Annotated in this window: 13 protein-coding genes; 5 read left to right on the forward strand and 8 right to left on the reverse strand. The window is 65.1% G+C overall.

Annotated features, from left to right (window positions below):
* Positions 1-42: 42 nt before the first annotated feature.
* From ACE3N9_RS08620 to ACE3N9_RS08630, 3 genes are all read right to left on the reverse strand, one after another.
* Entirely contained in the window at positions 43-396 is a 354-nt protein-coding gene (locus ACE3N9_RS08620) for a hypothetical protein (protein ID WP_374282848.1), read from the reverse strand.
* Between the two features lie 258 nt (positions 397-654).
* Entirely contained in the window at positions 655-2,067 is a 1,413-nt protein-coding gene (gene ahcY / locus ACE3N9_RS08625; RefSeq protein WP_374282850.1) for an adenosylhomocysteinase, read from the reverse strand.
* 127 nt (positions 2,068-2,194) lie between these two features.
* Positions 2,195-2,656: an S-adenosyl-L-homocysteine hydrolase gene (locus ACE3N9_RS08630; protein WP_374282852.1), complete on the reverse strand. Its 462-nt coding sequence runs from the start codon at positions 2,654-2,656 to the stop codon at positions 2,195-2,197.
* A 171-nt stretch (positions 2,657-2,827) separates the two neighbouring features.
* On the opposite strand from ACE3N9_RS08630, the gene ACE3N9_RS08635 reads away from it, so the two are divergent.
* Both ACE3N9_RS08635 and ACE3N9_RS08640 read left to right on the forward strand, forming a co-directional pair.
* Complete coding sequence (locus tag ACE3N9_RS08635) at positions 2,828-3,307, forward strand: peroxiredoxin (RefSeq protein WP_374282854.1); 480 nt, start codon at positions 2,828-2,830, stop codon at positions 3,305-3,307.
* Positions 3,308-3,312: 5 nt separating this feature from the next.
* On the forward strand, positions 3,313-3,669 hold the full coding sequence (locus ACE3N9_RS08640; protein ID WP_374282856.1) for a DUF3147 family protein: 357 nt from the start codon (positions 3,313-3,315) through the stop codon (positions 3,667-3,669).
* A gap of 3 nt (positions 3,670-3,672) precedes the next feature.
* On the opposite strand, the gene ACE3N9_RS08645 is transcribed toward ACE3N9_RS08640, so the two are convergent.
* Positions 3,673-4,092 (reverse strand): PaaI family thioesterase, encoded by a 420-nt coding sequence (locus ACE3N9_RS08645; protein WP_374282858.1) that lies wholly within the window; start codon positions 4,090-4,092, stop codon positions 3,673-3,675.
* Between the two features lie 162 nt (positions 4,093-4,254).
* Here ACE3N9_RS08645 and ACE3N9_RS08650 point away from each other — a divergent pair, with 162 nt between their 5' ends.
* Positions 4,255-5,811, forward strand: a complete 1,557-nt coding sequence (locus ACE3N9_RS08650; protein ID WP_374282859.1) for a S10 family peptidase — start codon at positions 4,255-4,257, stop codon at positions 5,809-5,811.
* 118 nt (positions 5,812-5,929) lie between these two features.
* On the opposite strand, the gene ACE3N9_RS08655 is transcribed toward ACE3N9_RS08650, so the two are convergent.
* From ACE3N9_RS08655 to ACE3N9_RS08665, 3 genes are read right to left on the reverse strand one after another with little or no spacing between them, the layout of a single operon-like run.
* Positions 5,930-6,394 carry a hypothetical protein gene (locus tag ACE3N9_RS08655; protein ID WP_374282861.1) on the reverse strand — a complete coding sequence of 155 codons (465 nt, stop codon included), beginning with the start codon at positions 6,392-6,394 and terminating at the stop codon, positions 5,930-5,932.
* 2 nt (positions 6,395-6,396) lie between these two features.
* Positions 6,397-7,005: a GTP cyclohydrolase I FolE gene (folE, locus tag ACE3N9_RS08660; protein ID WP_374282863.1), complete on the reverse strand. Its 609-nt coding sequence runs from the start codon at positions 7,003-7,005 to the stop codon at positions 6,397-6,399.
* Positions 7,006-7,020: 15 nt separating this feature from the next.
* The gene (locus tag ACE3N9_RS08665; RefSeq protein ID WP_374282866.1) at positions 7,021-8,520 is read right to left on the reverse strand and encodes a phospholipase D-like domain-containing protein; all 1,500 of its coding nucleotides are present in this window, start codon (positions 8,518-8,520) and stop codon (positions 7,021-7,023) included.
* A 140-nt stretch (positions 8,521-8,660) separates the two neighbouring features.
* Between ACE3N9_RS08665 and ACE3N9_RS08670 the strand changes: the two genes are divergently transcribed.
* Entirely contained in the window at positions 8,661-9,530 is an 870-nt protein-coding gene (locus tag ACE3N9_RS08670) for an LLM class flavin-dependent oxidoreductase (protein ID WP_374282868.1), read from the forward strand.
* Here ACE3N9_RS08670 and sthA read toward each other — a convergent pair.
* The gene (gene sthA / locus ACE3N9_RS08675) at positions 9,527-10,969 is read right to left on the reverse strand and encodes a Si-specific NAD(P)(+) transhydrogenase (RefSeq protein WP_374282870.1); all 1,443 of its coding nucleotides are present in this window, start codon (positions 10,967-10,969) and stop codon (positions 9,527-9,529) included. The genes ACE3N9_RS08670 and sthA overlap by 4 nt on opposite strands.
* Positions 10,970-11,132: 163 nt before the next feature.
* Between sthA and ACE3N9_RS08680 the strand changes: the two genes are divergently transcribed.
* Positions 11,133-13,028 carry a DUF3604 domain-containing protein gene (locus tag ACE3N9_RS08680; RefSeq protein WP_374282872.1) on the forward strand — a complete coding sequence of 632 codons (1,896 nt, stop codon included), beginning with the start codon at positions 11,133-11,135 and terminating at the stop codon, positions 13,026-13,028.
* Positions 13,029-13,050 lie beyond the last annotated feature (22 nt).

The raw sequence follows: 13,050 nt of genomic DNA on the forward strand, positions 1-13,050 counted from the left end.
GCTAGATTACAATGCCGCAAGAGGCTTTAGATTGAAATTGCCTCAACCAAGCCCGAGAAGTGATCGAATTTTTTCGCCAAAAACAACAACGCCAGTCAACATTGCAATGGTCGTTGTAGTCGCAGTTATAACGAAACCCTTCCCGGGGAGGTGGGCAACACGTTCAACAAGCGTGGCGATGCTAACCCGCATATCGCCAACGTCTTTTTTGATCGACGTGACGTCGGAACGAAGCGTCTCAACAAGCGCTTCAAGTTTGGCTACGCGGCCTTCCATGCCACCAGAGGTGCCCCCTCCGCTCCCATTTTTCAAGGTCTCATTCTCGCGCATCAGCGCTTCATTTTCTGCCTTCAGTTTTCTCACCGCCGCAAGATCGTCAATCGGGTTCGTAGCCATCAGGGCCTTCCCGCAATCTCATTCATTACGCGATCAAGTTCTGCGTTCGTAGTGAAGTACGTGCTCATGCGTGATCGAGCTTCTTCCTCATTATTCGCCGCCAAGGCTATGACCACACTCGCGAGAGCCGTCATATTTGACCGCATGTATACAACCGCGCGAATTAAGTCGCCCTTTGTCGCGTTCTCAGCCCAAGCGGGATAAGGATTTTGATCATCGACCATCACGCGGGGCAACCTAATCGCACTTCGTGAACAATCAATAGCGATAGTGGTCCGGCTTGAACGGGCCCTGCGCCGAAACGCCGATATAGTCGGCCTGCTTCTGGCTCAGCTTGGTCAGCTTCACGCCCAGCTTTTCGAGGTGCAGCGCCGCAACCTTCTCGTCGAGGTGCTTGGGCAGGACATAGACCTCGTTCTTGTATTCGCTGTTCTTGGTGAACAGTTCGATTTGCGCCAGGGTCTGGTTGGTGAAGCTGCTGCTCATCACGAAGCTGGGGTGGCCGGTGGCGCAGCCCAGGTTCACGAGGCGGCCCTTGGCCAGGATGATGATCTGCTTGCCGTCGGGGAATTCGACCAGGTCGGTGCCGGGCTTCACTTCGGTCCACTTGTAGTTCGACAGGGCCGAAATCTGGATTTCGCTGTCGAAGTGGCCGATGTTGCAGACGATCGCCATCGGCTTCATCGCCTTCATGTGCTCGGCGGTGATCACGTCCTCGTTGCCGGTGGCGGTGACGAAGATGTCACAGCGCTGCACGGCTTCTTCCATGGTGACGACTTCATAGCCTTCCATCGCCGCCTGCAGCGCGCAGATCGGGTCGATTTCGGTGACCATTACGCGCGCGCCGCCGTTGCGCAGCGAAGCGGCGCTGCCCTTGCCCACATCACCGAAGCCCGCCACGCAGGCGACCTTGCCAGCCAGCATGGTGTCGGTCGCGCGGCGGATCGCGTCGACCAGCGATTCCTTGCAGCCGTACAGGTTGTCGAACTTCGACTTGGTAACGCTGTCGTTCACGTTGATCGCGGGGAACGGCAGCTTGCCGTCCTTGGCGATCTGGTAAAGGCGGTGGACGCCGGTGGTGGTTTCTTCCGACACGCCCTTGATGTGGGCGACCGACATGGTGAGGTAGCCCGGCTTGCGCTTGAGGAATTCCTTCAGCGCGCGGACGAATTCGATTTCCTCGGCGTTGCTGGGTTCGAACAGGTCTTCGCCCGCTTCAACCCGCGCGCCCCACAGCGCGAACATGGTGGCGTCGCCGCCATCATCCAGGATCATGTTGGCAGTGCGGCCCGAACCGTCGTCCCAGTCAAAGATCCGGCCGACATAGTCCCAGTATTCGGCCAGGCTTTCGCCCTTGACGGCGAACACCGGGATACCCCGCGCGGCGATAGCGGCGGCGGCGTGGTCCTGGGTGGAAAAGATGTTGCAGGTTGCCCAGCGCACTTCGGCGCCCAGCGCGACCAGCGTTTCGATCAGCACCGCGGTCTGGATCGTCATGTGCAGCGAGCCGGTGATCCGCGCACCCTTGAGCGGCTGGGCAGCGCCGAATTCCTCGCGCAGCGCCATCAGGCCGGGCATTTCGGTTTCGGCGATGGCAATTTCGGCGCGGCCGAAATCAGCGAGGCCAATATCGGCAATCACATAGTCATGTTCGGTCTGGGCGGTGGTCACGCGGCAACTCCTGTCACGGGAAGCGCCGCCCGCAGCAATAAGGGGCAGCGCCTGGTCTGCGCCGCCCCTTACCTGCTCATCCGGGTGGAGGCAAATATAGAGCTGCCTTTATATCGCTTTCGCTATCCTAGCGCCGCAACCAGGCGAATTGAGGGGTGCCGGTGCTTTCCAGCAGCTGGTCTGCCGCCGCGACCAGCGGTTCGGACCCGCGCGCATCGGCCAGCCCGCGAGTGACCTGCTTGAGCTGGCGGCAATCGAGCCAGGGATGCCCCTGGCCATAGGAATTAGCCATGATCACACTCAGCCGGTCAAGCGCGCGGGTGGCCCCGGCCGCCCCGTGGCGACCGGCCAGTTCGGCTTTCATCGCATTGCTGGCGGCGTTGAGTTCGGCGATGTGGTTGGTGGTGAACCGTCCGTAATCGGCCTGAAAATTGTCCGCCGTGGTCCGGCAGCGCAGGCCCGTGACCATCAGCATGATGTCCAGCCGGCGCAGCTTCTCGGCGCTGCTCATCGGCGCGGCGCTGGCCGGCACGGAGGCCAGCAGGCCGAAGGCGGCCAACCCGGCCGCAAGTGTCTGTGCAATCTTCATCTCGCAGTCTCCCGGCGGGGCGACCCCCGCGAAAGACATGCTCGCCCAATCGCTTTACTCATTCTTAAAGTGGCCCGGTAAAGCGAATTTTACCATGTCCGGGCGTTGCCCTGCGGCGCAGCGTGCCTATATCCTGCGAGAGACTCGCAAATTCCACACAGGAGAGTGACCATGACGATTGCTGTTGGCGACAAGCTGCCCGACGTGAAGCTGGTGAAGGCCGGCGAAAACGGCCCCGAACAGGTCCAGTCGGCAGACTATTTCAAGGGCAAGCGCGTTGCGCTGTTCTCGGTCCCGGGCGCGTTCACCCCGACCTGCTCGGCCAAGCACCTGCCGGGCTATGTCGAACATGCTGCGGACCTCAAGGCCAAGGGTATCGACGAAATCGCCTGCACCGCGGTCAACGATCCGTTCGTGATGGGCGCCTGGGGCAAGTCAGCCGGCAGCGCCGATGTGACCATGCTGGCCGATGGCAACGGCGATCTGGCCGAAGCGCTGGGGCTGACCATGGACGGTTCGGGCTTTGGCCTGGGCAAGCGCGGCCAGCGCTTCTCGATGGTGGTCAACGACGGCGTGGTCGAACAGCTCCACGTCGAAGCGCCGGGCGAATTCAAGGTCAGCGCGGCCGACTACATGATCGACCAGCTGTAAGTCTGATGATGTGGGGGCAACTGGCGATCAAGGCCGCGCTTTCGGGCCTTTTGATTGCCGCCGCCTCCGAACTGGCCCGCCGCAACCCCGGTTGGGGCGGGCTGGTCGCCTCGCTGCCGCTGACCAGCCTGGTCGCGCTGCTGTGGCTGTGGCGCGACACCCATGACCCGGCGCGGGCCGCCGATTTCCTCACCGGCACCGCTCTTTACGTGGCGGCCGCCCTGCCCTCGTTCCTGCTGATTGCCGCGCTGCTGCGGCGCGGCCTGGGCTTTGCCCCCGCCTTCGCGCTGGGCTGCCTGGCGGCAATCGCAGGTTACCTGCTGCTGATCTGGGCCGGGCGGCGCTGGGGCCTGCCAGTCTAACTTTTAGCCCGGAATGGCATAGGTCACGGTGGCCTGCGCCAGCACCCTGCCAGGATCGTCCTGCCACAGCCGCACGTCGACCGTGGCCAGCCGCCGGCCCAGCTTGATCAATTCCGCATCGGCCATCACCGGCGCATATTCCACCGCGCGCAGGAAACTCATGTTGAGGTTGCTGGTCACCGCCATGGCGACCGGGCCGATATGGGCGAGGATCGCGGCATAGGCGGCGCGGTCGGCCAGGCCCATCTGGGTCGGGCCGGAGACGATCCCGCCGGGACGCAGGCTGGCATCGTCCGGCTCCAGCCGCAGCCGCACCCGGCCCGGCGCGATTTCGACGATCCCGGCATGGCGTTCGGTCGCGATGCCGGGAAAGGCCTCGACGAAGAAGGCCGCCAGTTGCTCGATCGTCATCATCGGTGTCATGCGCGTTGCATAGGCCGCGCAGCGTCCGATCGGCAATGGCCAAGGCCACGCCCTGCGTCGAGCCGGATCGGCGGTTCGCGGATCGCCCCGCCCCGATACCTTGCGATGCGCGCCACAACGCGGCATCGCTGGCGCAACGCCACCAAGGGGGAATTTAGAACCATGCGCCTTGCCGCCAGCCTGCTGCTGTTCACCGCCGCCATTGCCATGCCGCTTGCCGCGCAGGACAGGAAGCCCGACGCCGCCAAGCCCCAGCCCCGCAAGGAAGCGATGGTCGCCGAGGTCGAGCAGGCCTGGGTCAAGCCCCCGGTCGAGGAAGCCAGCGCCATCAGCAAAGGCAGCGTCACCGTGCGCGGGGCGAAGATCGCCTATACCGCCACCGCCGGCACGCTGACGATCCGCGACGATGAAGGCAAGCCAACCGCCAGCCTGTTCTACACCGCCTATACCAAGGATGGCGGCGGCAACCGCCCGGTCAGCTTCTTCTATAACGGCGGTCCCGGTTCGCCCACCATCTGGCTGCACATGGGCAGCTTTGCCCCGGTGCGCGTCCAGACCAACGATCCGGTTTACGTGGCGCCTTCCCAGTATGCCCTGCGCCCCAACCCCGACAGCCTGATCGACAAGACCGACCTGGTGTTCATCGACGCGATCGGCGCGGGCTGGTCGCGCCCGCTGGGCGACAAGACCGGCAAGGATTTCTGGGGCGTGGACCAGGACGCCGATGCCTTTGCCCGCGCAATCATGCGCTATGTCGCCAAGAACAACCGCTGGACCAGCCCCAAGGTGCTGTTCGGCGAAAGCTATGGCACGCTGCGCTCGGGCGCGGTGGGCGCGCTGCTGGAGGACCGGGGGATGAGCCTGGACGGCATCGTCCTGCTCTCCACCATCATGAACTACGGCGTGCGCCAGCCTGGTTATGACCAGAACACGATGATCCTGCTGCCGACTTTCGCGGCCACCGCCTGGCACCATAACCGTGTGCCCGACCGCCCGGCCAGCTTCGATGCCTTCATGGCCCAGGTCCGCGCCTTCGTGGCCGGTCCCTATGCCGCCGCGCTGGCCAAGGGCGACGAGATCGGCCCGGACGAGGCGAAGCGGGTGGCGGCGCAAATCGCGCGCTTTACCGGCCTGTCCGAGGAATTCATCCTGCGCGCCCGGCTGCGGGTCAGCCTGGGCCATTTCCAGACCGAGCTGCTGCGCGACCGGGGCCTTGCCACCGGGCGGCTCGACACGCGCTACCTGCTTAACGTGGGCGATGCCAATGCCGACAGCCCGGACGACGATCCGGCCAGCACAGCGATCACCGGCGCCTATATCGCCAGCTTCCATGACTATGCGGCGCGCACGCTGGGCTACAAGACCGACATGCCCTACAAGCTGTCGGCCCGCGACAGCGGCTTCGACTGGGACTGGCGCCACCGCGCGCCGGGTGAACGCGGCGTGCAGACCTCGCCCAATACCGGCGTGGACCTCGCCTACACCATGCGCACGAACCCACACATGAAAGTGCTGTTCCTGAACGGCTATTACGACGCCGCGACGCCGTTCTACAGCACCGAATTCGACGCCGCGCACATGGGGCTGACGCCGGAGCTGCGCCGCAACATCAGCTTCAAATATTACCAGAGCGGGCACATGATCTATCTCAGCCAGCCGGCGCTGGGCGCGATGAAGGACGATCTGGACGCCTGGTACGACATGGCCACCCGGCGCTGAGCGCGCCGGGTCTGCGCTGGACGCGCGGCTAAGGCCGCGCTGACAGGCGCTAAGCGCGCCGGGTCTGCGCTGGACGCGCAGCTAAGGCCGCGCTGACACAGGCGCTGAGCGCGCCGGGTCAATCCTTGTGCGGCTGCGGCAGCGGCTGGCGGTATTTCAGAGCCATCCGCCCGCCGGTCAGGTTCCCGCGCATCCCGCAATAGGAATGGCAGCCGTTGTCGCGGTCGGTCCAGCGCAGGTCCTTGCCCTGGCGCCAGATTTCCAGCCGGCAGACCTTGCCGTCCCAGCCGTCTGGGTCGGTAAAGACCAGCTTGTTGCCCTTCAGTTCCGCCGTGCCTTCCAGATCGCAGGTGTGGCCGTTGAAGAAATTGAGCCCGAAAGTGATGCGCGCGTGCCGGGCGTCGATCGGTTCGATCGTCACTTCATCGGTGACATCGAACTTGCCGCCGCCCATGTCGCCGCTTTGCCAGGTCCGGGCATAGGAGCCGGCCAGGCCCGCCATCGGCGATGCGGCGGCGGCATAGAGCGTGGCTCCGCCCGCCAGCGCCATTACCAGTCCCGCACCCAGCAAGCCCTTGCGCACGATCAATACCCCATCAGGCTGAGCACTTCCTTGCGGCTGCGGTGATCGTCCAGGAAGCAGCCCAGCAGGCGGCTGGTGACCATGCCGACGCCCGGGGTCTTGACCCCGCGCCCGGTCATGCAGCCGTGCTGTGCCTCGATCACCACGGCCACGCCGTGCGGGTTGAGGTTGTCCCAGATGCACTGCGCCACTTCGGCGGTCAGCCGTTCCTGGATCTGCAGGCGCTGGGCAAAGCCGTGCAGCACGCGCGCCAGCTTGGAAATGCCGACCACCCGATCGCGCGGCATATAGGCGATTGCCGCCTTGCCGGTGATCGGGGCCATGTGGTGTTCGCAGTGCGACTGGAACGGAATGTCCTTGAGCAGGACCAGCTCGTCATAGCCGCCCACTTCCTCGAACTGGCGCGACAGGTGAATGGCGGGATCATCGCCGTAACCCTGGCAGTATTCGCGCCAGGCGCGCGCCACCCGCGCCGGGGTGTCGATCAGCCCTTCGCGCTGCGGATCGTCGCCCGACCAGCGGATCAGGGTGCGGATCGCATCCTGCACGTCGTCAGGCACCGGCAGCTTGGCCATCGGACCGCCATCGCCCACATCGGAATCGCAACTCATTCGCCCAGATCTCCCTCAGCGCGGGCGGCGTAGCCAGCCGCCCCGGCGAAACAGCCCGCGCCGCCTGCTGAGCGGTTCGAACAGCTCTTCCGGCCGCTCGGGATCGAGCAGCGCGTTGTCGGCCACCGCTTTCTCCGCTTCGCTAAGCGGAGGCAAGTCCAAAGCGTCGAGCCGCTTGCCGCTTTTTGGCGCATTCTGGATCAGCGCGACCATCGACGGGTCGGCGTCCAGCGCCTGTTTCACGTCCTCCATCCGCATGCCAAGATGTTCGGCAAGCAAGCGGTGACGCAGGCGGGTAATCGCCGCCCGGGCGTGGCCGTTGCCCGGGCGCGCGGCATCGATGAACAGGTCCGCCTCGCTATCCAGGCCAAGCGAGCGGTTGTTCATGTTGGCCGAGCCGATCCGCACCACCTCGTCATCGACGATCATCATCTTGGCATGGACGTAGATCGGCGTGCCGGCGGCGTTGCGCGGCACGAAAATGCGGAAGCGCTGCCGGTGGTCGCGCTCGGCAATCGCATGGCTCAGCCGCACCCGCGCGCCGTCCATCGCCTTCTGCTCCAGCCAGCCGAACGCGGTCAGCGGGTTGATCAGGACGATTTCCGGCGGGTCCGGTTCGGCCACCTTGCGGGCAATCGCCTCGGCCACGGCGCGGGCGGCGAAATACTGGCTTTCGGCATAGATGAAGCGCCGGGCGCGGCCGATATGTTCGACGAACAGCTCCTCGACCTCGCGCTGCTCGGCATAGTCGTTCCACGCCGCGCGGGTGCGGGCGATGCCCACTTCGACATCGGTAAACTCGGCCTTCAGCTCCGCCGGCCAGGGCGAGGCGGACTGCGGCCAGCACGGCTCCATCGTCCCCGCCCCCGCCATGGCCCAGCGCTGCCGGCCTAGTTCGCCCAGCGCGGCGGCGGCTTCCCCTTCGACCAGCATGGTCAGGTCATGCCAGGGTTCGTGGATCCGCTTGGCATAGGGCAGGCGGCGGCGCGGATCCTTCTCGCGGTGCTCGGGCGTGTCCCAGCGGTCGGACGTCATGTCGATCCCCCCGCACACCGCGAACTTGTCGTCGATCACCACGATCTTCTGGTGATGGCTGCACCCCAAAGGATGGGCCGCGTCGAACTTCATCGTGATCTGGCGGTGGAACAGCCAGCGCAGCAGGTCGAGCGCCATCGAGCCGCGAAAAATGAACTTCAGCGCGCCGAAATTCCATTTCAGCAGCCGCACTTCCAGATCGGGCGTACGCTTGCACAGCCAGACGATGAACGCCCCCAGCCGCGCCGGCATGGCCAATTTGCTTGGCCGGTGCCACCAGCGCCGCCCCGGGCCGAGGTGGATGCGGGTGTCGAAATCCCAGCCGATCACCATGATCCGCTGGCGCGCGCGGCGCATCGCCACCTGCATGACTTCGAAATAGTCCGCCGCATCGATCACCACGTGGGCGCGGCTGGCGCGGACAAAGCGCCAGACCGAGGGGGAAACGCCGCGATCGGGATCGGATTGCGGATCAGCCATGATGCGATCCTAGCCGATGCGGCGGCCAAGTCACCTGCTGACGGCAAGGAACAGCTTCGGCCATGAGCGCCAGCGCTCCCTTGCCTCGGCGCGGGCCGCTGCTACCCCTTGGGCAACGGATCTTGCGGAGAAGATGCCCCATGCGTTTCCATTATGCCGAATCGATGACGGCGATCACCAACTACGTCCCCCTCGCCCAGGCGGCCGAAGCCAACGGCTACGCCGGGTTCACCATTCCCGACAGCCTGATCTATCCCAAGGCGTCGGACACCAACTATTCCTATACCGACGATGGCGGGCGCACGTTCCTCGAAAACAAGCCCTTCGTCGAAAGCTTCATCCTGGCGACCGCGATCGGCGCCAGCACGAAGACGCTGGAACTGACCACCAACGTGGTCAAGCTGCCGGTCCGCCCGCCGCTCTATTCGGCCAAGCTCGCCGCGTCGGTCGCGGCGATCACCGGGGACCGGTTCAACTTCGGCGTCGGCCTGTCGGTCTGGCCGGAAGACTATGCGGCGATGGGCGTGGACTATGCCAAGCGCGGCAAGCGCTTCGATGAATGCATCGCCATCGTGAAGGGGCTGTGCGCGGGCGGCTATTTCGAATTCCACGGCGAATTCTATGACATTCCGCCGGTCAAGCTGAACCCGCTGCCGGGCAAGCCGCTGCCGATCCTGATCGGCGGCCATTCCGACGCCGCGTTCAAGCGCGCGGCGAAGCATGACGGCTTCATGTTCGCCGGCGGCGGCCACGAAGTGCTCGCGCCGATGGTGGCCGAGATCAACCGCTACCGCGACGAACTGGGCACCAGCGCCAAGCCGTTCCGCCTGTTCGCCACCGAAATGGGCGAAGTGACGCCCGATACGGTCAAGCGGATGGAGGACCTGGGGGTCACCGACATGCCGGTCGCCTTCCGCAACCTCTACGCGGTCGAGGAAGACAGCCAGCCGCTGCAGGACAAGATCGACCTGATGAAGCGGTTTGCCGACGATGTGATCGCCCGGGTTTAGCCGGCCGCGCGCCCCCGGAAGGCCAGCACCGCGCCTTCCCGGTGGCGCAGGCGGTTCCACGCATCCAGCGCGGCCACCTTGTAGCCTTCGGCCAGGGTCGGATAGTTGAAGCTGTTGTCGATGAAATAGTCGATCGTGCCGCCCAGCTCGATCACTGCCTGGCCGATGTGGACCAGTTCGGTCGCGCCTTCGCCGATGATGTGGACGCCCAGCAGACGGCGGGTGGCCAATTCGAACACCAGCTTCACGATCCCGGATTCGACCCCCATGATGTGCCCGCGCGAGGTTTCGCGGAACCGGGCGATGCCGCATTCCACCGCGATCCCGAGCCGCCGCGCCTCCTCCTCGGTCAGGCCCACGCTCGACAATTCGGGCACGGCGTAGATCCCGATCGGAAAGTTCGAACCGCTTTTCGGCAGCGGCTGGTCAAAGGCGTGGCACGCCGCCGCCCTGCCCTGCTCCATCGAAGTCGAGGCCAGGCTCGGCCAGCCGATCACGTCGCCAGCGGCATAGATGTACGCCGCGCTGGTCTGGAAGGTGCCCGAATCGACCCGGATCCGCCCGCGCTCGTCGGTTTCGATGCCGGTGACGCCCAGGTTCAGGCTGGCAGTCGCGCCGCGCCGCCCGGCGGTGTAAAGCACCATCTCGCTGCGCAGCTCGCGCCCGTCGGACAGCACGCAGACCGGCCAATCGTCGTCCCCCAACTCGATCCGGTCGACCTCGCTCGACAGGCGCAGGGTCATGCCGTGGTCGCGCAGCTGGTAGACGAAGTGATCGACCACTTCCTGGTCCATGAATTCCAGCAGGCGCGGGCGCGGTTCGACCAGGGTCACCGGCACGTCCAGCGCGGCGAAGATCGTGGCATATTCCAGCCCGATCACCCCGCCGCCAACCACCGTCAGGCTGCGCGGCACGCGCGGCGCGAGGATGAACTGGTCACTGTCGAGCACGCGCCGGCCATCGAACGGGATGCCCTCGGGCCGGTAAGGCTCGGTCCCCACGGCGATCAGCACGCGCTCGGTCTCGACCTGCTGTTCGGACATGGCGCTGCCGGTACCGCTGCGCACCGCCAGCATGTGCGGGCCGACAAAGCGCGCCGCGCCGATCATGGTGCGCACCCCGTTGCGAGCAAACTGGTGTTCCAGCACCTCGATCTCGTGGCCCAGGGTCTTGCCCAGGCGTTCGGTCAGGTCGCTGCCCTCAATATCGCGCTTGACCCGGTAGGAGCGGCCATAAAACCCCCGCTCGCGCCAACCCGACAGGTTCAGCGCGGTTTCGCGCAGGGTCTTGCTGGGGATGGTGCCGGTATGGACCGAGACCCCGCCGACCCGCTCGCGGTTGTCGATCACCAGCACGCTCTTGCCCAGCTTGGCTGCCTGCACGGCCGCGCGGCGACCGGCCGGGCCGCTGCCCAGCACCACGAAATCGAACTTGGCCATCCGGGTTCCCTTCCTTTGCCTGGCACGCGCGAAGAACGACCGCGACGGGGAAAAGTTCAGGTCCGAAGCGATTGCGACAATTGAGCTAGTTGACGGGGGCGCGCGCCGTGTCATTGTAGGTCGATTGCGAAGTAAAACGCATTTTGGGGGACAGGAGGATAGGATGCGGGGCAAAGTGATGCTGGCGGCCGTGCTGCTTGCCGGAACCACGTTGACGGCGGGCTGCGACCAGGCGAAGCGGACGCTGTTCGGCAAGACAACCGAGGCGGACGTGCCGGAAACCGCCTATCCCGAGCGGGTCTACTGGGGCGACACCCACCTCCACACCGCCAATTCGGTCGATGCGTTCGGGTTTGGCGCCCGGCTCGGGCCGGAAGAGGCACTGCGCTTTGCCATGGGGCAGGAAGTGACCAGCTCGACCGGGCTGCAGGCCCAGCTGGAACGCCCGCTCGACTTCCTGGTGATCGCGGACCACGCCGAAGGGCTGGGTTCGACCAAGGCGCTGTATGATGCGCCGCGGATGATGGTCAAAGACCCGATGATGCTGCGCTGGTACGACATGATGCACCAGGGCCCGGCCGAATCGCTCAAGGCGATGTCGGAAATCCTCCAGGCGCGCGGCGCGAACAAGCTGCCGGCGGCGATGAACGATCCGGTCAAGGGCGCCGAACGCACTGCCAAGATCTGGCAGGAACACATCACCACGGTCGAACGCTATAACCACCCGGGCAAGTTCACCGCCTTCTTCGGCTTTGAATACACCCTGATGCAGGGCGGCAACAACCTGCACCGCAACGTCATCTTCCGCGACGGACCGGACAAGGTGCGGCAGGTCGAACCGCTCGACCCGCAGAAGGAACTTTGGGCGGACAAGCTGTACGACTACATGGACGCCTACGAGCAGAAGACCGGCGGCAAGGTCCTGTCGATCCCGCATAACAGCAACCTGTCGAACGGGCTGATGTTCATGCTGACCGAACCCAACGGCGGCCCGATGACTGCGGCCTATGCCAAGCGTCGCGCCGCGCATGAACCCGTGGTCGAAGTGACCCAGATGAAGGGTGACAGCGAAGCCCACCCGTTCCTGTCTCCGAACGACGAATTCTCGGGCTATGGCACGGCCGGGTGGGACACGAACAACCTGATCGGCAACGAACCGACCAAGCCCGAACAATATGCTGGCAACTATGTCCGCGAAGCGCTCAAGCGCGGTCTGCTGATCGAGGCGAAGACCGGCGAAAATCCTTACAAGTTCGGTCTGATCGGATCGACCGACGCCCACACCAGCCTGGCCGGGGTGGAAGAAAACAACTACTTCGGCAAACACCCGGGGGTTGAGCCCAATTCGCACCGCGCGACCGATGGGTTCATCCCGGGCCGAAACACCGGTAAAATGAACTGGCAGTCGCTGGCCAGCGGCTATGCGGCGGTCTGGGCCAAGGCCAACACCCGCAGTTCGATCTGGGACGCGCTGAAGCGGCGCGAAGTCTATGCCACGACCGGCCCGCGCATGGTCGTGCGCTTCTTTGCCGGGTGGGATTTCACTGCCGCCGATTTCAAGGGTGACTGGGTCAAGGCCGGTTACACCCGCGGCGTGCCGATGGGCGGGCAGTTGACCGCCAAGGCGGGCGCCAAGCCCAGCTTCCTCATTTCCGCGCTGAAGGATCCGATCGGCGCCAACCTTGACCGCGTCCAGGTGGTCAAGGGCTGGGTCGATCAGGCCGGCGCCAGCCACGAACAGGTGTTCGACGTGGTCTGGTCCAGCCCCGAAACCCGCAAGATCGCGGGCGGCAAGCTGGCCCCGGTCGGCGACACGGTGGACACTGCCACCGCGACTTACCAGAACAGCATCGGCGCTCCGGCGCTGACCACGGTCTGGACCGACCCCAGCTTCGATCCGGGCCAGCGCGCCTTCTACTACCTGCGCGTGCTGGAAATCCCGACGCCGACCTGGCTGAACTACGACATGGTCAAGTTCAAGACCAAGCTGCCCGCGGACTACCCGCTCAAGCAGCAGGAACGGGCCTATACCTCGCCGATCTGGTTCACGCCGGGCTGAACTGCGGGAGAGAAAGCAAGTC

Origin of the sequence: Novosphingobium sp., from assembly GCF_041905565.1 — a bacterium.
In the GTDB taxonomy this organism is placed as follows: domain Bacteria; phylum Pseudomonadota; class Alphaproteobacteria; order Sphingomonadales; family Sphingomonadaceae; genus Novosphingobium.

Bases quoted from the DNA above. Each gene is read 5' to 3' on its own strand.
- ACE3N9_RS08620 (WP_374282848.1), bottom strand. From the start codon at position 396: ATGGCTACGAACCCGATTGACGATCTTGCGGCGGTGAGAAAACTGAAG.
- ACE3N9_RS08630 (WP_374282852.1), bottom strand. From the start codon at position 2,656: ATGAAGATTGCACAGACACTTGCGGCCGGGTTGGCCGCCTTCGGCCTG.
- ACE3N9_RS08635 (WP_374282854.1), top strand. From the start codon at position 2,828: ATGACGATTGCTGTTGGCGACAAGCTGCCCGACGTGAAGCTGGTGAAG.
- ACE3N9_RS08640 (WP_374282856.1), top strand. From the start codon at position 3,313: ATGATGTGGGGGCAACTGGCGATCAAGGCCGCGCTTTCGGGCCTTTTG.
- ACE3N9_RS08645 (WP_374282858.1), bottom strand. From the start codon at position 4,092: ATGACACCGATGATGACGATCGAGCAACTGGCGGCCTTCTTCGTCGAG.
- ACE3N9_RS08650 (WP_374282859.1), top strand. From the start codon at position 4,255: ATGCGCCTTGCCGCCAGCCTGCTGCTGTTCACCGCCGCCATTGCCATG.
- folE (WP_374282863.1), bottom strand. From the start codon at position 7,005: ATGAGTTGCGATTCCGATGTGGGCGATGGCGGTCCGATGGCCAAGCTG.
- ACE3N9_RS08665 (WP_374282866.1), bottom strand. From the start codon at position 8,520: ATGGCTGATCCGCAATCCGATCCCGATCGCGGCGTTTCCCCCTCGGTC.
- ACE3N9_RS08670 (WP_374282868.1), top strand. From the start codon at position 8,661: ATGCGTTTCCATTATGCCGAATCGATGACGGCGATCACCAACTACGTC.
- sthA (WP_374282870.1), bottom strand. From the start codon at position 10,969: ATGGCCAAGTTCGATTTCGTGGTGCTGGGCAGCGGCCCGGCCGGTCGC.
- ACE3N9_RS08680 (WP_374282872.1), top strand. From the start codon at position 11,133: ATGCGGGGCAAAGTGATGCTGGCGGCCGTGCTGCTTGCCGGAACCACG.